General features: G+C 70.5%; 18 protein-coding genes. 13 read left to right on the forward strand and 5 right to left on the reverse strand.

Annotated features, from left to right (window positions below; translation table 11 throughout):
* Positions 1 to 27: 27 nt before the first annotated feature.
* Positions 28 to 1,260, forward strand: a complete 1,233-nt coding sequence (locus D451_RS0102730; RefSeq protein ID WP_017533336.1) for an ROK family transcriptional regulator — start codon at positions 28 to 30, stop codon at positions 1,258 to 1,260.
* A 72-nt stretch (positions 1,261 to 1,332) separates the two neighbouring features.
* On the opposite strand, the gene D451_RS0102735 is transcribed toward D451_RS0102730, so the two are convergent.
* The gene (locus D451_RS0102735) at positions 1,333 to 1,944 is read right to left on the reverse strand and encodes a DUF6069 family protein (protein ID WP_014910172.1); all 612 of its coding nucleotides are present in this window, start codon (positions 1,942 to 1,944) and stop codon (positions 1,333 to 1,335) included.
* Positions 1,945 to 2,034: 90 nt separating this feature from the next.
* Between D451_RS0102735 and alr the strand changes: the two genes are divergently transcribed.
* The 6 genes from alr (at position 2,035) to D451_RS0102765 (ending at position 7,029) form a co-directional block, all read left to right on the forward strand.
* The gene (gene alr, locus D451_RS0102740; RefSeq protein ID WP_017533337.1) at positions 2,035 to 3,162 is read left to right on the forward strand and encodes an alanine racemase; all 1,128 of its coding nucleotides are present in this window, start codon (positions 2,035 to 2,037) and stop codon (positions 3,160 to 3,162) included.
* A gap of 115 nt (positions 3,163 to 3,277) precedes the next feature.
* Positions 3,278 to 3,790, forward strand: coding sequence for a tRNA (adenosine(37)-N6)-threonylcarbamoyltransferase complex ATPase subunit type 1 TsaE (gene tsaE, locus D451_RS0102745; protein ID WP_026124772.1), 513 nt, complete (start codon positions 3,278 to 3,280; stop codon positions 3,788 to 3,790).
* 11 nt (positions 3,791 to 3,801) lie between these two features.
* Complete coding sequence (gene tsaB, locus D451_RS0102750; RefSeq protein WP_017533339.1) at positions 3,802 to 4,473, forward strand: tRNA (adenosine(37)-N6)-threonylcarbamoyltransferase complex dimerization subunit type 1 TsaB; 672 nt, start codon at positions 3,802 to 3,804, stop codon at positions 4,471 to 4,473.
* 23 nt (positions 4,474 to 4,496) lie between these two features.
* Positions 4,497 to 4,934 carry a ribosomal protein S18-alanine N-acetyltransferase gene (rimI, locus tag D451_RS0102755; RefSeq protein WP_086003583.1) on the forward strand — a complete coding sequence of 146 codons (438 nt, stop codon included), beginning with the start codon at positions 4,497 to 4,499 and terminating at the stop codon, positions 4,932 to 4,934.
* The gene (gene tsaD / locus D451_RS0102760; protein ID WP_017533341.1) at positions 4,927 to 5,958 is read left to right on the forward strand and encodes a tRNA (adenosine(37)-N6)-threonylcarbamoyltransferase complex transferase subunit TsaD; all 1,032 of its coding nucleotides are present in this window, start codon (positions 4,927 to 4,929) and stop codon (positions 5,956 to 5,958) included. The genes rimI and tsaD overlap by 8 nt, the downstream gene beginning before the upstream one ends.
* A 114-nt stretch (positions 5,959 to 6,072) precedes the next feature.
* Positions 6,073 to 7,029, forward strand: a complete 957-nt coding sequence (locus D451_RS0102765) for a zinc-binding dehydrogenase (protein ID WP_017533342.1) — start codon at positions 6,073 to 6,075, stop codon at positions 7,027 to 7,029.
* A gap of 84 nt (positions 7,030 to 7,113) precedes the next feature.
* On the opposite strand, the gene D451_RS0102770 is transcribed toward D451_RS0102765, so the two are convergent.
* Positions 7,114 to 9,357, reverse strand: a complete 2,244-nt coding sequence (locus tag D451_RS0102770) for a hypothetical protein (protein WP_017533343.1) — start codon at positions 9,355 to 9,357, stop codon at positions 7,114 to 7,116.
* Positions 9,358 to 9,745: 388 nt separating this feature from the next.
* Positions 9,746 to 11,005 (reverse strand): class I SAM-dependent methyltransferase, encoded by a 1,260-nt coding sequence (locus D451_RS0102775; RefSeq protein WP_017533344.1) that lies wholly within the window; start codon positions 11,003 to 11,005, stop codon positions 9,746 to 9,748.
* Between the two features lie 227 nt (positions 11,006 to 11,232).
* Here D451_RS0102775 and groES point away from each other — a divergent pair, with 227 nt between their 5' ends.
* The 6 genes from groES to D451_RS0102805 all read left to right on the forward strand — a co-directional run bounded on the left by groES (position 11,233) and on the right by D451_RS0102805 (position 18,695).
* Positions 11,233 to 11,541: a co-chaperone GroES gene (gene groES / locus D451_RS0102780; protein WP_014910929.1), complete on the forward strand. Its 309-nt coding sequence runs from the start codon at positions 11,233 to 11,235 to the stop codon at positions 11,539 to 11,541.
* 106 nt (positions 11,542 to 11,647) lie between these two features.
* Complete coding sequence (gene groL / locus D451_RS0102785) at positions 11,648 to 13,252, forward strand: chaperonin GroEL (RefSeq protein ID WP_014913507.1); 1,605 nt, start codon at positions 11,648 to 11,650, stop codon at positions 13,250 to 13,252.
* A gap of 204 nt (positions 13,253 to 13,456) precedes the next feature.
* Positions 13,457 to 14,107: a sigma-70 family RNA polymerase sigma factor gene (locus tag D451_RS0102790; RefSeq protein WP_376737577.1), complete on the forward strand. Its 651-nt coding sequence runs from the start codon at positions 13,457 to 13,459 to the stop codon at positions 14,105 to 14,107.
* 294 nt (positions 14,108 to 14,401) lie between these two features.
* Positions 14,402 to 15,892 carry an IMP dehydrogenase gene (gene guaB / locus D451_RS0102795; RefSeq protein WP_014912486.1) on the forward strand — a complete coding sequence of 497 codons (1,491 nt, stop codon included), beginning with the start codon at positions 14,402 to 14,404 and terminating at the stop codon, positions 15,890 to 15,892.
* 119 nt (positions 15,893 to 16,011) lie between these two features.
* A complete protein-coding gene (locus D451_RS0102800) occupies positions 16,012 to 17,118 on the forward strand; it encodes a GuaB3 family IMP dehydrogenase-related protein (RefSeq protein ID WP_017533345.1) in 1,107 nt (368 codons plus the stop codon).
* 692 nt (positions 17,119 to 17,810) lie between these two features.
* Entirely contained in the window at positions 17,811 to 18,695 is an 885-nt protein-coding gene (locus D451_RS0102805; RefSeq protein ID WP_014909244.1) for a lytic transglycosylase domain-containing protein, read from the forward strand.
* Here the strand turns inward: D451_RS0102805 and D451_RS0102810 are convergent.
* Positions 18,677 to 19,060 (reverse strand): SpoIIAA family protein, encoded by a 384-nt coding sequence (locus D451_RS0102810; RefSeq protein ID WP_014910073.1) that lies wholly within the window; start codon positions 19,058 to 19,060, stop codon positions 18,677 to 18,679. The genes D451_RS0102805 and D451_RS0102810 overlap by 19 nt on opposite strands.
* Before the next feature lie 86 nt (positions 19,061 to 19,146).
* Complete coding sequence (locus D451_RS0102815) at positions 19,147 to 19,563, reverse strand: DUF3224 domain-containing protein (protein ID WP_017533346.1); 417 nt, start codon at positions 19,561 to 19,563, stop codon at positions 19,147 to 19,149.
* Positions 19,564 to 19,628: the final 65 nt, after the last annotated feature.

Raw genomic sequence — 19,628 nt, forward strand, 5'->3', positions numbered from 1 at the left:
CAATAGATCCTGTGATTCACTGGTCACATGACGGAAGACGCGCTCACCGAACCGGGAAGGGCGGGGGCGGCCGGCCCACGCGCCTCCGGTAACCCCACCGCCGCCCCCGGCGCGGGAACCCTGCTCCGACTGCTCCGGGACGGTCGCCCCCGTACCCGCTCCGAACTGGCCTCCGTCACCGGTCTGGCCCGCTCCACGGTCACCCAGCGCGTCGACGCGTTGCTGGCCGGCGGGCTCATCGGACCGGCCGGAGAGGCGGTCTCGACCGGAGGCCGTCCGCCCACGACCTTCTCGTTCCGGCCGGAGGCGCGCGTCGTCCTCGCGGCCGACCTCGGCGCCACCCACGCGCGGCTGGCCCTCACCGACATGTCCGGGGCGGTCCTCGCCGAGGACCGCGCCGACCTCGACATCGCCCTGGGCCCCGAGCCCGTCCTGGACTGGGTCGTCGAGCACGGCCTGGCCCTGCTGGACGCGACGGGACGCGGAACCGACGAACTCCTCGGCCTCGGGATGGGCCTGCCCGGTCCGGTCGAGCACTCCGCCGGTCGGGCGGTCAACCCGCCGATCATGCCCGGGTGGGACCACTTCGACGTCTCCGGCCACGTCGAACGTCGTATCGAACGCCCCGTGCTCGTGGACAACGACGTCAACATCATGGCGGTCGGCGAACACCACGTCGCATGGCCCGACGCCGACCACCTGCTGTTCGTGAAGGTCGCCACCGGTATCGGCTGCGGCATCGTCAGCGAGGGCGGTGTCTATCGGGGCGCCCAAGGGGCGGCCGGGGACATCGGGCACATCCACGTCCCCAACGCCCGGGAACTCCCCTGCCGCTGTGGCAACACCGGCTGCCTGGAGGCGGTCGCCGGCGGGCACGCCCTGGCCGAGGCGCTCACCGCAGAGGGGGTTCCCGCCGCGGGGGCCCGCGACGTGGTGGAGCTGTCCCGGAACGGATCGATCCCGGCCCTGCGAGCGCTGCGTCAGGCCGGACGTGACATCGGCGAGGTCCTGGCCGCCGCCGTCAACATGTTCAACCCCTCGGTGATCGTCATCGGCGGGGTCCTGGCCCAGGCCGGCGACCACCTCCTCGCGGGAGCGCGGGAGATCATCTACCAGCGCTCACTGCCGCTGGCCACCGAGAACCTGCGCATCGTCTCCTCCAAGGCGGGGGAGGGCGCGGGGGTCGTCGGGGCGGCGGTCATGGTGATCGACCACTGTCTGAGCGCCCGCCACGTCGAGACCCTCGTCGCGGGTTCCTGACCTCATAGGACACCGAACACGGGGGAGGGGGCGGGACCCTTCTCGGGTCCCGCCCCCTCCCGCGTTCGTGCGCTAGATGTCGCGGTGGCCGTGGCGGGCGCGTTCCTCCTCGGCGCGCCTGTGCTCGTACTCGGCGTCATCGTCCATCGCGCGATAGCGCGTGGGGTCGTACTCCTCCTGCTCGATGTCGGGCAGGACACCCTCGTGTCGCAGCGCGGGGCGCTGCGGTGGGACGGGTCGGTCGCCGCGGCGACGGACGAGCGCGCTCCGGCCCACGCCGCTCAGCAGCGAGGCGATCGCGATACCGCAGACCAGGTTGATCAGTCCGGTCGCGATCTGGCTGGAGAGCTCGGCGCCCTGGGTGAAGGGCGTGACGGCCGCGATGGCCGTGGCCAGACCGACGATCCAGCCGAAGAACGAGAGCGCCCGCGGTGCCGACAGCAACAGCAGGTGCAGCAGCGCGGTCGCCAACAGGGCGACCATGCCCGCCATGAGCGCGTAGCCGACCGTTCCGGCGTCTCCCAGGTGGCCGGCCTCCTCGGGGGCCAACACCGGGATTCCGAACACCCCGCGGACGATCAGGGTCCCCGCGAAGATGACCAACGCGGCGACCACCGCGGTGGCCAGTCCGCCGGACCAGAGCCGGGTGACGTCGACGGCTCGTTCACTTCCGTTTTCGTTCATGCCGATATCCCCAAAAGAGGGCGCTAACTCGGTCGTAAGCCACATACCCGCAGCTCCGAGGCGGTAACCCACGCGTGGAACACTGGAGGCATGGCTCCTTTCGCGCACGCTCGCGTCAACCTGGACACGATCGCCTCCAACGCCCGGCTGCTCCGTGAGATCGCCGGCGGTACGCCCCTCATGGGCGTGGTCAAGGCCGACGGATACGGCCACGGCATGCTGCCCGTGGCGCGCGCCCTCATCACGGGTGGCGCCACCTGGTTGGGGACGGCCCTGATCAAGGAGGGGCTGGAGTTGCGTCGTGGCGGGATCACCGTCCCGGTGCTGTCCTGGATCGTTCCGCCGGGTGAAGCGGTGGGCGACGCGATCGAGGCCGACATCGACCTGGGCGTCAGCGACCGCGCCGTCCTGGACACGGTGATCTCCGAGGCACGCCGTCTGGGACGGGTCGCGCGGGTCCAGCTCAAGGCCGACACCGGGTTGAACCGCGGCGGGGTCGCCGTCTCCGACTGGGAGTCGGTCGTGGAGATCGCGGCGCGCGCCGAGGAGGAGGGGGTCCTCAAGGTCAGCGGCGTCTGGTCGCACTTCGCCTGCGCCGACGAGCCCGGCCACCCTTCGATCCGGGCACAGCTGGACGTGTTCGACCAGGCTCTGGCGTTGGTCGAGAAGGCGGGGCTGACCCCCGAGGTGCGGCACATCGCGAACTCGGCGGCGCTGCTCACCGTGCCCGAGGCCAGGTACGACCTGGTCCGCGGGGGGATCGCGAGTTACGGTCTCTGCCCGATCCCGGATTTGGACGTGCCCGGATTGCGTCCCGCCATGACCCTGGAATCCAGGATCGCACTGACCAAGCGCGTCCCGGAGGGCAGCGGCGTCTCCTACGGACACCGGTACGTCACCGATCGTGAGACCACGCTGGCCGTGGTGCCGCTGGGCTACGCCGACGGCGTCCCCCGCGCCGCGACCAACAAGGGTCCCGTGTTCGTGGGAGGGCGCCGCCGGACCATCGCGGGAACAGTCTGCATGGACCAGTTCGTTGTGGATGTCGAGGACGACGCCGTGGAGGCGGGCGAGTACGCGGTACTGTTCGGCGACCCGGCCGAGTCCCCGGGCGTCCCGACCGCCGAGGAGTGGGCCGAGGTCCTGGACACCATCCCGTACGAGATCGTCACGAGGATCGGCACCCGCGTGCCCCGGGAGTATGTCGGCGGTCACTGACGCACTCCCCGATATCGGTCACGAACCTCCTTCACCCGACCTAACCTGGGTGAAGAGGGAACTTCGGCGCGTCCGATCGTCGATCGATCCACCACCCGAACAAGCTGCGAGCCCGATGACAGACACCACAGCCACCACAGCGGGCGTGTCCCACGTCCACACGGTCACCGCCGCGACGGACGACGCCATGCGCACGCTCGGCCGTGACCTCGCCGCCCTCGCCCGCCCCGGAGACCTGCTGATCCTCTCCGGGCCGCTGGGCGCGGGCAAGACCACCTTCACCCAGGGCCTGGGTGAAGGCCTGGGCGTGCGGGGGGCGGTCACCTCTCCGACCTTCATCATCTCCCGGATCCACCCCTCCCTGGCGGAGGGCCCGGCCCTCGTCCACGTGGACGCCTACCGTCTGGGCGGCCCCGAGGAGATCGACGACATCGACCTGGACATGACCCTCCCCGACTCCGTCACCGTCGTCGAGTGGGGCGAGGGCGTGGCCGAGGGGCTGGCCGACGATCGGCTGGAGATCCGCATCGAACGCCACCCCGACGACACCCGCACCGTCCACCTGCGCCCGGTCGGCGCCCGGTGGGCCGACATCGAACTGCCCGGCACCGCCGCCGGGCGCGGATAGGCGGAACACCCGTGTTGCTCCTGGCCTTCGACACCGCCACCCCGGCGGTCACCGCGGCGATCGGCGAGACCGACGCCGACGGCGCCTTCACCCTTCGAGCGAGCGCGAGCTCGGTCGACGCGCGTCGCCACGGCGAGCTCCTGACCCCCACGGTGCGCGACCTGCTCACCGAGTCCGGACTCGCCCTGACCGACCTCGACCACATCGCGGTGGGCGTCGGCCCCGGCCCCTACACGGGCCTGAGGGTCGGCCTGGCCACCGGGCACGCGCTCGCGGACGCCCTGGGCATCCCCTGCCACGGCGTGGTCACCCTGGACGCCCTGGCCTTCGCCACCGGACGTGACGAGCCCTTCCTCGGCATGACCGACGCCCGCCGCAAGGAGGTGTTCTGGGCGCGTTACGACGACCACCTCACCCGGGTGGGCGAGGTCCGGGTCGCCCGGCCCGCCGAGATCGACACCGAGGGGCTGCCCCTGATCGGCGACGGCGCCCGCATGTACTCCGAGGTCCTGGGCGCCCCCGCCGAGGAACCGCTGCTGCCGGACGCCGCCGCCATGGCCGAACTCGCCTTGAGGCGTCTGCGCCTCGGCGAGAAGCTCCCCGCCCCCGACCCCCTCTACCTGCGCCGTCCCGACGCCGTCGAGCCCGGCGCCCCGAAGAAGGTCCGCCAGTGGGTGAAGTGACCGTGACGCCGTCCCTGCGACGGATGACCACCGACGACGTGCCCGCCGTCATGGAGTTGGAGCGGGCCCTGTTCCCCCTCGACGCCTGGAGCGAGGGCATGCTCCGCGACGAGCTCGCCGAGACGAGCACCCGCCACTACGTGGTGGCCGAGGCCGAGGACACGATCGTCGGCTACGCCGGGCTGCGCTTCGTGCCGCCCGAGGGCGACGTACAGACCATGGCCGTGGCCGAGGGCTCCTGGGGCAGGGGCATCGGGCGCGCCCTGCTCACCGGGCTCCTCGACCGGGCCGCCGAGTACGGCGTCACCCACATGTTCCTGGAGGTGCGTTCGGACAACCCGCGCGCGCAGGAGCTGTACCGACGGTTCGGCTTCGTCGAGATCGGCGTCCGCCGGGGCTACTACAAGGGCGCGGACGCCATCGTCATGCGGCGCGTCGCCGAGAGGGGAAGCCATGAGTGAGCCGTTGATCCTCGGGATCGAGTCGTCCTGCGACGAGACCGGGGTGGCGCTGGTCCGAGGCTGCGAGCTGCTCGGTGACTCGGTGGCCTCCAGCGTCGACCAGCACGTCCGCTTCGGCGGAGTGGTCCCCGAGGTGGCCAGCCGCGCCCACCTGGAGGCCATGACGCCCACCGTGCGACGGGCCCTGGACAACGCCGGGGTCACCCTCGCCGACGTCGACGCGATCGCCGTCACCGCGGGACCCGGCCTGGCCGGAGCCCTCCTGGTGGGGGTCTCGGCGGCCAAGGCCTACGCCATGGCGCTGGACAAGCCGCTGTACGGGGTCAACCACCTGGTCGGTCACGTGGCGGTGGACCAGCTGGAGCACGGGCCGCTGCCCAAGCCGTCGATCGCCCTCCTGGTCTCCGGCGGCCACACCTCGCTGCTGCTCGTCAACGACCTGGCCACCGACGTGGTCTCGCTCGGCGACACGGTCGACGACGCCGCCGGCGAGGCCTACGACAAGGTCGCCCGCCTGCTGGAGCTGCCCTACCCGGGCGGCCCGCCGATCGACCGGGCCGCCCAGAAGGGCGACCCCAAGTCCATCCGCTTCCCGCGCGGCAAGTGGGGCGACGGCACCTACGACTTCTCCTTCTCGGGGCTCAAGACCGCCGTGGCCCGGCACGTGGAGGACGCCGACCGCAGGGGCGAGCCGTTGGTGGTCGCCGACATCGCCGCCGGCTTCCAGGAGTCGGTGGTGGACGTGCTCACCCGCAAGGCGGTCGACGCCTGCGTGGAGCACGGCGTGAGCACGCTGGTGATCAGCGGCGGAGTGGCGGCCAACTCGGCGCTGCGAGCCCTGGCCGAACAGCGCTGCGCCGAGGCCGGGATCGAACTGCGGGTCCCGCGTCCGCGTCTGTGCACCGACAACGGCGCGATGATCGCCGCCCTGGGCGCCGAGGTGGTGAAGGCGGGGCTGCCGCCGTCGTCCCTGAGCCTGGCCACGGACACGTCGCTTCCGGTGGGATCGCCGCTGGCGGTGTGAACCGTCTCCCGCCCACGAGGGCCCCGTCGCGTCCACCGCGACGGGGCCCTCGACGTTCCCCCGAACCCGGGCGGGGGCTGGAATCGACGCCCGGGCCCGTGGTTGGCTACGGGCATGTTCGCCATCACCGCAGCCCGTATCGCGCCCGACGACCCCCTCTCCGGCCTGGAGGCCGGCGAGCGCCCCGACCCCGAACCCCGTGAGGGATGGACGACGGTCCGGGTCAAGGCCGCCTCGCTCAACCATCACGACCTCTGGAGCCTGCGCGGCGTCGCCCTGGGGGAGGACCGGCTCCCGATGATCCTGGGCGGGGACGCCGCCGGGATCGACGAGAACGGCGACGAGGTCATCGTGCACAGCGTGATCACCGAACCCGCCGCACCGGGGACCACCCCGCGTTTCTCCCTCCTGTCGGAGCACTACGACGGCACCTTCGCCGAGAAGGTGCTCGTCCCCAAGGCCAACCTCCTCCCCAAGCCCGCCGAACTGTCCTTCGAGGAGGCCGCCTGTCTGCCCACGGCCTGGCTGACCGCCTACAGCATGCTCTTCGACAAGGCCGACCTGCGGCCCGGATCGACGGTGCTGGTGCAGGGGGCCGGCGGCGGGGTGTCGGTGGCGCTCATCAAGCTCGCCGCCCAGGTCGGCCATCGCGTGTACGTGACCAGTAGGGACGAGGACAAACGGGCGAAGGCCCTGGAACTGGGCGCCTACGCGGCCCTGCCCTCGGGGGAGCGGCTGCCCGAGCGGGTGGACGTGGTGTTCGACTCGGTCGGCCAGGCCACCTGGAGGCACTCGGTCCGTTCGCTGAAGCCGGGCGGTGCCATCGTCACCTGCGGCGCCACCAGCGGAGACGCCCCGCCCGCCGAGCTGACCAGGGTGTTCTTCCTCCAGCTGCGGGTGCTGGGTTCGACCATGGGCACCTGGGAGGAGCTGCGGGCCCTGACCGAGATGTGCGTGCGCACCGGTCTGCGACCCGAGATCGACCGGGTCCTGCCGCTGAAGGACGCCGCCGAGGGCTTCCGCGCCATGGCCCAGGGCGATGTCTTCGGCAAGATCGTCTTCACGAACTGACCCGGTCCGACCATCGGAACGGGGCGGGGCCCGGAGCGTTCGTCGCTCCGGGCCCCGCGTGCTCCTCCGTGAGGGGAGGATCGATCACTCGTCGTCGTCCTCGTCGCGGCGGCGCTTCTTCTTGCCGTCACGACCGGGGCGCAGCAGGGCCTCGGCCAGGGCGAGCACCGTCTCCTCCAGCGAGGAGAACCGCTTGGTGATGTCGTCGTGCGAGTTCTCGACCGCCTCGGTGACGGTCTCCTCGAACTCGTGACGGTCGGGACGCTGCTTGAGCTCGCGCAGGACCGGCTCGACCGCCGAGACGACGTGCGCGTCGATCTCGTCGAGCCTGCCCGAGTGGTCGAGGAGGGGGCGGTCGACCAGCTCGGTGAGGCGACGGTGCACCTCGCTGACCTCCAGGGTCTGCGGGAGCTGGTTGAGACGCTGGTTGAGGGCCTCCAGGCGGTCGTCGATGGCCTCCATGCGGCCGTCGACGCCCTCGAAGTGTCCGCTGACGCCCTCGAACTTGCCCTCGACCCCGTTGACACGGCCGTCCAGGCCGTCCAGCCGGCCGTTGACCCCGTCGAGTCGACCGTCGACCCGGTCGATCTTGCCCTCGACGCTCTCGAAGCTGCCCTCGAAGTGGCCTTCGAAGGTGTCGAAGCGGTCGGTCAGGCGGCCCAGCTCGTGGTCGACCTTGCCGGTGATCTGCGACAGGTGGTTGTCCACCTTGCCGTTGAGGGCCTCGCGGTGACGCTCCAGCCGCTCGTCGAGCGCCGTCCGGTGGGTCTCGCCCTGCTCGGTGAGGGACTCGGCGAGGGTCCGGTGGCGCTCCTCGGTCTCGGTGGAGAGCCTGTCGTGGGCCTCCTGGACGAAGGTACGCAGCCGGGTGAGGTCGGAGGCGACCTTCTCGCCGTCCTCGGCGACCCGCGCGGCCAAGGCGTCGGTCCGCTCGGTCACGGACTCGCGCAGGCTCGTGGCGGTGGCCTCGGCGTGCTCCCGGGTCTCGGTGCGACCCAGCTCGATCTGTTCGTCGAGCTCGGCCAGCCGCTGACGCAGGTGGGTGCGCAGCTCGGTGAGGGAGGACTCGTGGGTCTCCCGCATCTTGGTGAGGGTGCCGGTGAGGTCCGCGACGGCGGCGGTGGCCTCGGCGTGGTTCTCGTCGGCCTGGGTGCTGAGGTGGCCGACGTTCTCGGTGAGCTTGGTGGTGAGGGCCTCGTCGCGCGCGGCGGCGGCGGTCTCGGTGGCCTCGATCCTGCCGGTGAGGGCCTCGTGGCGTTCGGTGGAGGTGGTCTCCAGCGCCTTGATCCGCTCGGTCAGGCCCGTGTGCCGTTCCTCGGCGGCGGTGCCGGCCTCGGTGAGCCTGGTGGTGAGGGCTTCGTGGCGTTCGGTGGAGGCGGTCTCCAGTGCCTCGACCCGCTCGGTCAGGCCCGTGTGCCGCTCTTCGGCGGCGGTGCCGAGCGCCGTGAGCCCCTCGGAGAGGGTCTCGTACCGCTCGCCCAGTTCGCCGGTGTTCTCCTGGAGACGCTCCAGCAGGATCCGGCTCTGCTCGGAGGTGCTCTCCTCCACCAGGGAGCGCAGTTCGGCCGTGCGCTCCGTCAGGGCGGTGGTGAGCTCCTCGCCGAGCCTGACACCGGTGGCGTTCAGCTCCTCGCGGCTCTCGCGGACGGCGGTGTCCAGGGTCTCCCGGCTCCGCTCGATGGCCTCGGCGAGCTCGTCCTTGCTCTCGGCCAGGGTGGTGCGGACCGTGGTGGTCAGCTCCTCGTGGCGTTCCCCGAGGGCGGTGTCCACGGCGCCGAGCGAGGTCTCGATGGCCTCGGTCCGCTCGTTCAGCCTCTTCAGGGCGGCGTCGAGGGCGTCCAGACGGGTCCCGAAGGTCTCGCCCAGTTCGGTGACGCGCTCGCCGACCTCGGAGAGCTGCTCGGCGGTCTTGGTCCCCGTCTCGGCCATGCGCTGGAGCCGGGTCAGCGCGGTGTCGAGGTGACCGGCGATGCGGTTGGTGTCGGCCCGGAGGGAGGACATGTCCGACAGGGGCTTGACCTGTCGTCCGACGACCTCGATGTGCTCGGCGAGAGCCTCGGCCCACTCCGGGGGGCGGGCCATGAAGTCGTCGATGCGTCCGTCGACCGCGGTGATCGACTCGGCCAGAGAGACGAGTTCGCGCTCGCGCAGCTCGCGCAGCAGCCACTCCATGCCCTCGAGGCGCTGACGCATCTCCTCGTTGACGGCACCCTGGGACTTCTGTTCCGAGACGTGTTCCTGAGCGGCCTGGGACAGGAGGTCGCGCATCCGGTCGGAGACACCGGCCTGACCTCCCCCGTTGAGGAAGTTGTGATTGGTCTGTTCCACCGAGGTGCTCCTTATGGTTCTGGCGCTCCCGTCCGTACCCGGATTCATCGGACGGTGGAGAGGTACCGGGGGGACGGGTTCTCGATGGTCCCCGGGCGGGCGTGGTCACGCGCCGGTCGCGTCTCACCGTGATGAAAACGTGACCGTGCGTGCACACAGCGGGTGCGGGTCGTCGCCGGACGAACCGCAGGGGAGCGGATCCGACGAGCGTGGCCTTCCGGGGGAGCCCATGAGAAGGGAAAGAATTCAGCGTTCGCCAGTTTAACGACATCCCTTGGGCGAGCCAGGGGAGACCGCCAAAGATGTCGGTGGGATAGGTAACGATATGGTTCCCGGCCGCCGTTTCGAATGCCGGAGGGCCGATCCGCACCCCGGGTCGAGGGTCCGCTCAGATCGCCTGTGGCGCGGGGATCTCACGACACAGCAGGTAGAAGGGCTTTTCTCCGATCCGGGTGAGGACGACGGTCATGGATTCCGGTCCGGAGGCCCGCAGATCACGGCGGAGTTTCTCGGTGTCCACCGCCGAACCACGTTTCTTGATCGTTATCGTTCCGGCCTTGTGCGATCGAATCGAAGAACGCAATCGCTTCAGGGAGAACGGCGCGAACTCGACGATCTCCAGCACGCGCCACAGAGCCGAGGCCTCCGCCCGCTCCGAGGTGAAGTAGGCGATGCGCTCGTCCAACAGCGCGCCGTCCACGCGTGCGGCCGCCTCCGCCACCAGGTGCGAACGCACCACGGCGGGGTCGGGGTCGTAGAGGTAGCGACGCGGGGCGTCCACCGGAGCCGGGCCGACGTCGGGGTCGGCGTCCAGGTGGGCGATCGCCCCCTCGCGTTCCAGCAGCCCCGGGCGTTCGTGCAGGACCGTCGCCCGCCGGCTCGGCCCCCCGGCCAGGGCCCCGAACCACAGGGCCGTCTCCTTCAGTTCCCCGTCCACCGAGATCCACTCGGCGGAGGCGGCGGGCGAGAGCACCTCGTGGGGGATCCCGGGGGCGGCCTTCAAGCAGGCCGCCTCGGCCCTCTCGGCCAGATCGGTGGCCACGTCCCACGAAGGGGAGTAGGCGGCCGGGTCGAACACCCGGCCACGACCGCCCCGACGGGCCGGGTCGCAGAACAGCAGGGGGTAGGCGCCCGGGGTCACGTCGTTCACGTCGCCCTCACGGACGCGGGCGTACGACTCCAGTCCGAGGGCCTCGATGTTGGCGCGGGCCACCGCCACCGTGAGGGGGTCGGCGTCCACCCCCTCGACCCTCACCCCCCGTTCGGCCAGGGCCAGCAGGTCCGCGCCGATCCCACAGCACAGGTCGCCCGCGTCCAGGGAGACGGCGGACGTCGCGGCGATCCTCGCCGCGCGATAGGCGGCCACCGAGCCCCGGGTGGATTGTTCGAGACCGTCGGGGGTGAAGAACATCCCCCGTGCGCGCTCTCCGAACTTGGCGCGCCCCCGCTCGCGCAGCCCCACCTGGGTCATCACGGCGTTGACCAGCTCGGAGACGGGGAGCTCCGGGGCCAGTGCGGCCACGGCCGGATCTTCGCGCAGGTGGGAGGCGGTCGCCAGCGGATTCCGGGCCGCCTCGGACGGATCCACGCCGGCGATGATCTCCCGCCCGGCGTCGGTGAGCAGGGCCGAGAAGGCGGGAAGGCGCATGGATCCTCCTGCGATGGGCACGACGGGGTAGGTGGCCGCCCCCTACGGGAGGGGTCCTCGCCACATTTCCATTCTGGCACTCTCGGGGGTAGAGTGCTAAACGCGACGAGGCCGGTCTGGCACCCGCGACGACAGGCCGCCGCGGTCGCCCCTTTTACATAGCCGGTCCGTGCCACCGCACGGGCCGATGTTCAGGACACCGAAACCTTGAAGGGGGAGGTCACACAGTGTCGACCGCCACCAAGACCGTGCTGAAGCCGCTCGAGGACCGCGTCGTGGTCAAGACCCTGGAGGCCGAGCAGACCACCGCCTCCGGTCTGGTCATCCCGGACACCGCCAAGGAGAAGCCCCAGGAGGGCGAGATCCTGGCCGTGGGTCCCGGTCGCCTCGACGACAACGGCAAGCGCGTCGCCCTCGATGTGAAGGTCGGCGACGTCGTCCTCTACAGCAAGTACGGCGGCACCGAGGTCAAGTACGACGGCCAGGAGTACCTGGTTCTCTCCGCTCGCGACCTGCTCGCGGTCGTCGAGAAGTAGTCCTCGGCTACTGAGCCCTCAACATCCCGCACCGGTCGGCCTTCGAAGCCGGGCGGGGCGGGATGTTCTCGTTTCGACCTCACACCGCTAAGAGGAAACACCACAGATGCCGAAGATCCTGGAGTTCGAGGACGACGCCCGCCGCGCTCTCGAGCAGGGCGTGAACCGTCTCGCCGACGCCGTCAAGGTGACCCTGGGCCCGCGCGGCCGCAACGTCGTCATCGACAAGAAGTTCGGCGCCCCCACCATCACGAACGACGGTGTGACCGTCGCCCGTGAGATCGAGCTGGACGAGCCCTACGAGAACCTGGGCGCCCAGCTGGTCAAGGAGGTCGCCACCAAGACCAACGACGCCGCGGGCGACGGCACCACCACCGCCACCGTGCTGGCCCAGGCGCTGGTCCGCGAGGGCCTGCGCAGCGTGGCCGCCGGCGCCTCCCCGATGTCCCTGAAGAAGGGCATCGACGCCGCCGCCGCCGAGGTGTCGCGCACCCTCCTGGAACGCGCCGTTCCGATCAAGGAGCGCTCCGACATCGCCTACGTGGCGACCAACTCCGCCCAGGACGCCCAGATCGGCGACCTGATCGCCGAGGCCTTCGACAAGGTCGGCAAGGACGGCGTCATCACGGTGGAGGAGGCCCCGACCTTCGGTCTGGAGCTCGACTTCACCGAGGGCATGCAGTTCGACAAGGGCTACATCTCCCCGTACTTCGTCACGGACGGGGACCGCCAGGAGGCGGTCCTGGAGGACGCCCTCGTCCTCATCTCGCAGGGCAAGATCGGCAACCTCAACGAGCTGCTGCCGCTCCTGGAGAAGGTCGTCCAGAGCAAGAAGCCGCTGCTGATCATCGCCGAGGACGTCGAGGGCGACGCCCTGGGCGCCCTGGTGCTGAACAAGATGCGCGGCATGCTCAACGTCGCCGCCGTCAAGGCGCCCGGCTTCGGTGAGCGCCGCAAGGCCATGCTCCAGGACATCGCCGTTCTGACCGGCGGCCAGGTCATCTCCGAGGAGGTCGGCCTGACCCTGGAGAACGCCGAGCTGGACGCGCTGGGCAGCGTCCGTCGCATCACGATCACCAAGGACGCCACGACGCTCGTCGACGGTGCCGGCGCGCAGGCCGAGGTCGAGGACCGCGTTCGCCAGATCCGCAACGAGATCGAGGCGAGCGACTCCGACTGGGACCGCGAGAAGCTCCAGGAGCGTCTGGCCAAGCTCGCCGGCGGCGTCTCGGTGCTGCGCGTGGGTGCGGCCACCGAGGTCGAGCTCAAGGAGAAGAAGCACCGCCTCGAGGACGCCATCTCGGCGACCCGCGCGGCCATCGAGGAGGGCATCGTCGCCGGTGGCGGCGCCTCCCTGGTGCACGCCTCCACCGCCCTGGGCGACCTGGGCCTGACCGGTGACGAGGCCACCGGTGTGGCGATCGTCCGTCGCGCCCTGGTCGAGCCCGCCCGGTGGATCGCGGAGAACGCGGGCGCCGAGGGCTACGTCGTCACGCACCGTGTCTCCGAGCTGGAGGTCGGCCACGGCTTCAACGCCGCGACCGGCACTTACGGCGACCTGACCGCCGAGGGCATCCTCGACCCGGTCAAGGTCTCCCGCTCCGCCGTTCAGAACGCCGCCTCCATCGCGGGCATGCTGCTGACCACCGAGGTGCTGGTCGCGGACAAGCCCGAGGAGAGCGACGACGACGGTCACGGCCACGCTCACTAGGAGCGTCGGGTCGGGTACGTTTCCGTACCGATGACCTCGAGCGGGGGTGGGGCGCCACGGCGTCCCACCCCCGCTCATTACCACGCTGAGGGCGAAAAACAGGGTCGATGTGGTGGCGATTTCGGCCTATTTTCCCAAAATGTGACCATTCTGTAGTTGCCGTTTGGAGTGGTTGGGTCCCGTGGTGCGGGCATCATTCGTAACGTGACGGATGCAGGCGCCCGGGAAGGCGTTACCGCGCAGCGGACAGGGACGCCCAAGGAACACGAGGGGGCGGCCCCCGAATCGCGTGAGACGGGTTTGAACCGATTGGGTTCGCTCGCCGTCCAAGGAGATGACAGTGCCATGGACTCGCTACTGCGCGAGGTCCGGCCCATGGTGGTCAGGTACTGTCGCAGTCGCCTGGCACGGGTCTCGGGGTTGGCGCACTACTCCGACGACGTCGCGCAGGAGGTCTGTATAGCCCTGCTTTCGGCGATCCCCCGCTACCAGGACCGAGGCAGGCCCTTCGCCTCCTTCGTGTTCGGCATCGCCGCGCACAAGGTCGCGGACACCCTCCGTGTGGCGGGTCGGGTGGAGACGGTCCCCACCGACACCGTGCCCGAACAGCCGGACGAGGGGCCGGGGCCCGAGGAGTCCGCAGTGCGCGTGATCGAGGCACAGCGGGCCAGGGACCTCCTCGACGAATTGCCCGAACAGCAGCGAAGACTGCTGGTGATGCGGGTGATCACAGGATTGACAGCGGACGAGACGGGAAATCTCCTTGGAATGTCGGCAGGGGCGGTACGGGTTGCCCAGCACCGAGCTATCGCTCGGCTTCGGAAGGTGGCCCTGGCGAACCGCGTCCTCCCATAGAAGCTCCCTCGAACACGGGCGCAGGCCCGGGCCGGGACCGCGTTCCTGTCCGAACCGTTTCGTCCACCCTCTGGTCGTGGGTTCCAAGGGCTACTGCCGTTACCTTCACGCCGCGCCCCGGTGATCCTCTCTTGACCTGAGGGCCGCTCAAACCGTGACGTTGGCCACTTTGGGCGCGGGGTGACGGGGCAAACAGTCCGATCCACCTGGGGCGACCGGGTCGACGACCTAGGATGAGACGACACGCGGGGGCGATCCGCGCAGGTGTTGCCGGTCAACAGCGGAGGTTGTGTCATGAGCCAGGACTACAGCGACTACGGGGACAAACTGCTCCCGCCGGGCCTGACCTACGACGATGTTCTGCTGGTCCCGGCCTACTCCGACCTCCAGCCCGGAGAGGTGGACACCGCCACGCGGCTGTCCCGCAACATCTCCCTGAGCATCCCGCTGATCTCCGCCGCGATGGACACCGTCACCGAGGCCCGCATGGCCGTGGCGATGGCCCGCCAGGGCGGCGTCGGCGTCCTGCACCGCAACCTCTCCGCCGAAGACCAGGCGGGCCAGGTCGACCTGGTCAAGCGCTCCGAGGCCGGCATGGTCACCGACCCCGTCACCTGTCGTCCCGAGGACGACCTGGCCGAGGTCGAGCGCCTCTGCGCCCACTACCGGATCTCCGGCGTCCCGGTCACCGACGAGAACGGCACCCTCGTCGGCATCGTCACCAACCGTGACATGCGCTTCGAGGACGACCGCTCCCGCCCGGTCCGCGAGGTCATGACCACCCGGAACCTGGTCACCGCCCCCGTCGGCGTCGGCCGCGAGCGCGCCTTCGAACTGCTGCGCGAGCACAAGGTCGAGAAGCTCCCGCTCGTGGACGCCGACAACCGCCTGCGCGGTCTGATCACCGTCAAGGACTTCATCAAGAGCGAGCAGTTCCCCAACGCCACCAAGGACGCCGACGGCCGCCTCGTCGTCGGCGGCGCCGTGGGAGTGGGAACCGCCGCCGAGGAGCGCGCCAAGCTGCTCATCGACGCCGGGGTCGACTTCATCGTCGTCGACACCGCGCACGGCCACTCCGCCGGCCTCGCCGACATGGTCTCCAAGCTCAAGGCCAACTCCCGCGCCGACATCGTCGCCGGCAACGTCGCCACCCGCGCCGGCGCCCAGCTGCTGATCGACGCCGGCGCCGACGCCGTCAAGGTCGGTGTGGGGCCGGGCTCCATCTGCACCACCCGCGTGGTCGCCGGCGTGGGCGCGCCCCAGCTCACCGCCATCCTCGAGGCCGCCAAGGCCTGTGGGCCGGCCGAGGTCCCGCTCATCGCCGACGGCGGTCTCCAGTACTCGGGCGAGATCGCCAAGGCCATCACCGCCGGGGCGAGCAGCGTCATGCTCGGCAGCCTCCTCGCCGGTGTCGAGGAGAGCCCGGGCGAGCTCATCTTCATCAACGGCAAGCAGTTCAAGGCCTACCGGGGCATGGGGTCGCTGGGCGCCATGCGCGGCCGTTCCTTCTCCAAGGACCGCTACGCGCAGGCCGACGTCTCCTCCGAGGACAAGCTCGTCCCCGAGGGCATCGAAGGACAGGTCCCCTTCCGCGGCCCGCTCTCGGCCGTCGCCCACCAGCTCGTCGGCGGTCTCCACCAGTCCATGTGGTACGCGGGCACCCGCACCGTCCCCGAGCTCCGCGAGCGTGGCCAGCTCATGCGCATCACCAGCGCCGGCCTGCGCGAGAGCCACCCGCACGACATCAAGATGACCGTGGAGGCCCCCAACTACAACGCCCGCTGACTTCGGGCGATGGGGCCGAACAGAGGATGACCGCGGGCGGATAGACTCGCGTCCGCGGTCATCGCTCCGGTCGACCGGCCGGAGCCGCACGTCAGAGGGGAAGCGAAGCGTTGGCTCAGGTGGAGATCGGGCTGGGCAAGAACGGGCGTCGTGCCTACGAACTCGACGAGATCGGGATCGTGCCCGCCCGACGGACCCGCGACCCGGAGGAGGTGTCGATCGCCTGGCAGATCGACGCCTACCGGTTCGAGACGCCCCTGGTGGTCAGCCCCATGGACAGCGTCGCCTCGCCCAAGACCGTGGTCGCGGTCGGTGAACAGGGCGGACTCGGCGTTCTCGACCTGGAGGGTCTGTGGACCCGCTACGAGGACCCCGAACCGCTGCTCCAGGAGATCCGGGACCTCGACGACGTCGCGGCCACCAAGCGGCTCCAGGAGATCTACTCCGCCCCCATCCAGGAGGAGCTGATCGGCCGCCGGATCGAGGAGATCCGTGACGCCGGTCTGGTCACCGCCGCGCGCCTGTCGCCGCAGCGCACCGCCCAGTACCACAAGGCGGTCGTCGACGCGGGCGTGGACATCTTCGTCATCCGCGGCACCACCGTCTCCGCCGAGCACGTCTCCGGCCGGGCCGAGCCGCTCAACCTCAAGCAGTTCATCTACGACCTCGACGTCCCCGTCGTGGTCGGCGGCTGCGCCACCTACACCGCCGCCCTGCACCTGATGCGCACCGGTGCCGCCGGTGTCCTCGTCGGCTTCGGCGGCGGCTCCGGCCACACCACCCGCTCCGTCCTGGGCGTGGCCGTCCCCATGGCCAGCGCCATCGGCGACGTCGCCGCGGCCCGCCGCGACTACCTCGACGAATCCGGCGGCCGTTACGTGCACGTCATCGCCGACGGCGGTATGACCGGCAGCGGCGACATCGCCAAGGCCCTGGCCTGCGGCGCCGACGCCGTCATGGTCGGATCCCCGCTGGCCCGCGCCACCGAGGCGCCCGGCGGCGGCTACCACTGGGGCAGCGAGGCCCACCACGAGGAGCTCCCGCGCGGCGAACGCGTCGAGGTCGGCACCATCGGCGACCTCAAGTCGATCCTCCACGGCCCCGCCTCCACCAGCGACGGCTCCATGAACCTCATGGGCGCCCTCCGCCGCACCATGGCCACCTCGGGTTACACCGACCTGAAGGAGTTCCAGCGGGTGGAGGTCGTGGTCAACCCGCACCGTTAGGATTTGGCCCTCCGCCGGCGCTTCAGGGTCTCCGGGGGTTGAGGTGGGAGGTCGTGTCACCCTTACACCCTGCTGTGGCTAGGGCCCGAAAGTGTTTGCTTTGGCCCTCCGCTGGCGCTTCGGGCCGTGTTCGGGCGCCAGGGGAGGGAGCGTTCTTCATCCTCGTCTACGCCTGGCTCGTTCCTCGCTGGCGGCTTGACTCGTCTTGCAGAACACTCCCGGCGCCCGAACGGGCAACCCCCCGTGGCGAGGTAGGGGACCGCGTACACCGACCCCCTGGGGTGCCGGAGGGTGCGGACTTCCACCTTCACCCCCAGGGGTGGGACCCGCCGCTCGATCTCCTACACCGACCCCAGGGGGTTGGTGTGGGAGACCGCGTACAGCGACCCCCTGCGGCCGGTGCAGGAGACCGCGTGCCGGTCACTACAGGGGGTCGAGGTAGGGGCGGGGCCGTTACTCCCCCGGGGTTGCTGTAGGAACTCGTGTACCGGTCGCACACCCTGAGGGTGGGCGTTCGGGCAGGTGGGGGCGGTCGCTCGAGGGTGATCGAGTGTCGGGGGACGTCTCGCGTCACGCGGGGCGTCCCCTTTTTCGTGCGCGCACGGGTGCGATTCGTAGGCGATCGTGTGCCACTATGAGGCGAGTTTTGTTGTCTCGTGATGACTCGGTGACCTTTCTTTGGGGAGGACGGGATGGGCGACAGCGCGACCGGTGCTCGACGGCGCCGCGGTCCGACGATCGCGGTCTGTATCACCCTGGCCGTGTGTCTTCTGGTGACGGCCGGGGTCGTGGTCCTGGTGGGCAAGGTCTCCAGCGCGCTCAACACCTGGGAGGCGCCGGGAGCGGCGGCGGAGGAGCCCTCGGCGGGCGCGATCGCCACGCCTCCGCACGACGAGCTCACCGGTCCCCCCGAGCACCACGACGTGGTCGCCCGTGAGGAGGGGCCCGAGGCCGACACGGCCGAGGAGGAGCCCCTCGACGCGGGCGCGGACGAGCGCACCCGACCGGAGAGCGGTCCGCCCAGACCGGATGAGGCCTGGCTCGACGAGGTCGCCGAGGGCACCGGGATCCCGGTGCGCGCCCTGGAAGGGTACGCGGGCGCCCAGTTGATCCTCGACGAGGAGCTGCCCACGTGCGGACTGTCCTGGCCGACCCTGGCCGGCATCGGCTACGTGGAATCCCGCCACGGCACCTACGCGGGCGGCGAGATCGGCCCCGACGGCACCACCACGGTGGACGTCATCGGCATCCCGCTGAACGGGCAGAACAACACCCAGGCGATCCCGGACACCGACGGCGGTGAACTGGACGGGGACACCGAATGGGACCGGGCGATCGGCCCGATGCAGTTCATCCCGAGCACCTGGGCCCGATGGGGGGACTCTCCGAGCGGCGATACCCCCGACCCCCACAACATCGACGACGCGGCCCTCAGCGCCGGCCGCTACCTGTGCGCGGACGGACGGGATCTGACCACGGCGAACGACTGGGAGCGGGCGATCCTCACCTACAACCGTTCCGGAACCTACGTGGCCGACGTCCTGGCCTACGCCCACGCCTACGCCGACGCCTCCTGAGGGGTGCTCTTGTCGCGCACCCACGCCCAGGCCGCGTCCTCTTGGTCGAGCTCGAAGAAGCGCAGATCCATGTCGACGAAGGCGTCGGCGAGGGTCGTGAGGAAGCGGATGATCCGGTCGTCGCCCACCACCGCGTAGCGCTCGATGTCGTGCAGGTGCTCCTTGGCGAACCGTAGGCGTTCCTCCAAGGTGGGCGTCTCGGTGGAGGGACGGCCGTGGATGCGGACGAGGAGGCGGGCCGCGCCGTAGCGGCGGATGACCTCGCGCACCTCGTCCAGGATCTCCTCGAAATCGTCGTGGGGGATCGTGTCCTCCACCTCGTAGCCGAGCACGTCGTCCTCGCCCGAGTCCAGTCTCCTGTACACGGCTCCTCCCTTCCTCGAAAGAGGGTGTGCGGGCGGACTACCCGTTCGAGGTGTCCCCCATGCCCTTCGAGGAAGGTCGTTCGACGTCAGGGCAGGGTGTACTCGAAGGTGTAGGGGACCGAGGGCTTCCCGTGGACGGCGACGTAGGAGCCTCGACCGCTCAGCCCCTCCAGCGCCCCGGTCCCGCTGCCGGAGACGACCTCGAAGGAGCACCGTACGTTCCCCTGACCGGTGAAGGTGCCGCGCTCCTCGATGATGAAGGCGCCTTCGCGGCCGTCCAGGGTCCCGTTCAACAGCTGGAGCCCCGCGAACGAGCCGGTGCCGTCCTCCAGGTGGACGAAGGTGTAGGCGCAGGTGCTGTCGGGCGCCTCGATCCCACCGCTGAAATGGTTGGTCACGTGGGCCCGCGCGAGAGTGGGGCCGGGGCCTTCGGTCAGTTGCTCCTCCTTCCAATCGGAGAAGGTGAAGGCTCCCTCGATCCGGGTTCCGTTCGACGATGACATGGCATGGCCCCTCGTTTCGGTGCGGGTCTCTCCCGCGTTCGAGGACCAGCCTGCTCGGGGTACCT

Origin of the sequence: Nocardiopsis alba DSM 43377, from assembly GCF_000341225.1 — a bacterium.
Taxonomy (GTDB): domain Bacteria; phylum Actinomycetota; class Actinomycetes; order Streptosporangiales; family Streptosporangiaceae; genus Nocardiopsis; species Nocardiopsis alba.

Bases quoted from the DNA above. Each gene is read 5' to 3' on its own strand.
- guaB (WP_014912486.1), top strand. From the start codon at position 14,402: ATGAGCCAGGACTACAGCGACTACGGGGACAAACTGCTCCCGCCGGGC.
- D451_RS0102730 (WP_017533336.1), top strand. From the start codon at position 28: ATGACGGAAGACGCGCTCACCGAACCGGGAAGGGCGGGGGCGGCCGGC.
- tsaD (WP_017533341.1), top strand. From the start codon at position 4,927: ATGAGTGAGCCGTTGATCCTCGGGATCGAGTCGTCCTGCGACGAGACC.
- D451_RS0102775 (WP_017533344.1), bottom strand. From the start codon at position 11,005: ATGCGCCTTCCCGCCTTCTCGGCCCTGCTCACCGACGCCGGGCGGGAG.
- D451_RS0102805 (WP_014909244.1), top strand. From the start codon at position 17,811: ATGGGCGACAGCGCGACCGGTGCTCGACGGCGCCGCGGTCCGACGATC.
- groL (WP_014913507.1), top strand. From the start codon at position 11,648: ATGCCGAAGATCCTGGAGTTCGAGGACGACGCCCGCCGCGCTCTCGAG.
- D451_RS0102815 (WP_017533346.1), bottom strand. From the start codon at position 19,563: ATGTCATCGTCGAACGGAACCCGGATCGAGGGAGCCTTCACCTTCTCC.
- D451_RS0102765 (WP_017533342.1), top strand. From the start codon at position 6,073: ATGTTCGCCATCACCGCAGCCCGTATCGCGCCCGACGACCCCCTCTCC.
- rimI (WP_086003583.1), top strand. From the start codon at position 4,497: ATGACCACCGACGACGTGCCCGCCGTCATGGAGTTGGAGCGGGCCCTG.
- D451_RS0102735 (WP_014910172.1), bottom strand. From the start codon at position 1,944: ATGAACGAAAACGGAAGTGAACGAGCCGTCGACGTCACCCGGCTCTGG.
- alr (WP_017533337.1), top strand. From the start codon at position 2,035: ATGGCTCCTTTCGCGCACGCTCGCGTCAACCTGGACACGATCGCCTCC.
- tsaE (WP_026124772.1), top strand. From the start codon at position 3,278: ATGACAGACACCACAGCCACCACAGCGGGCGTGTCCCACGTCCACACG.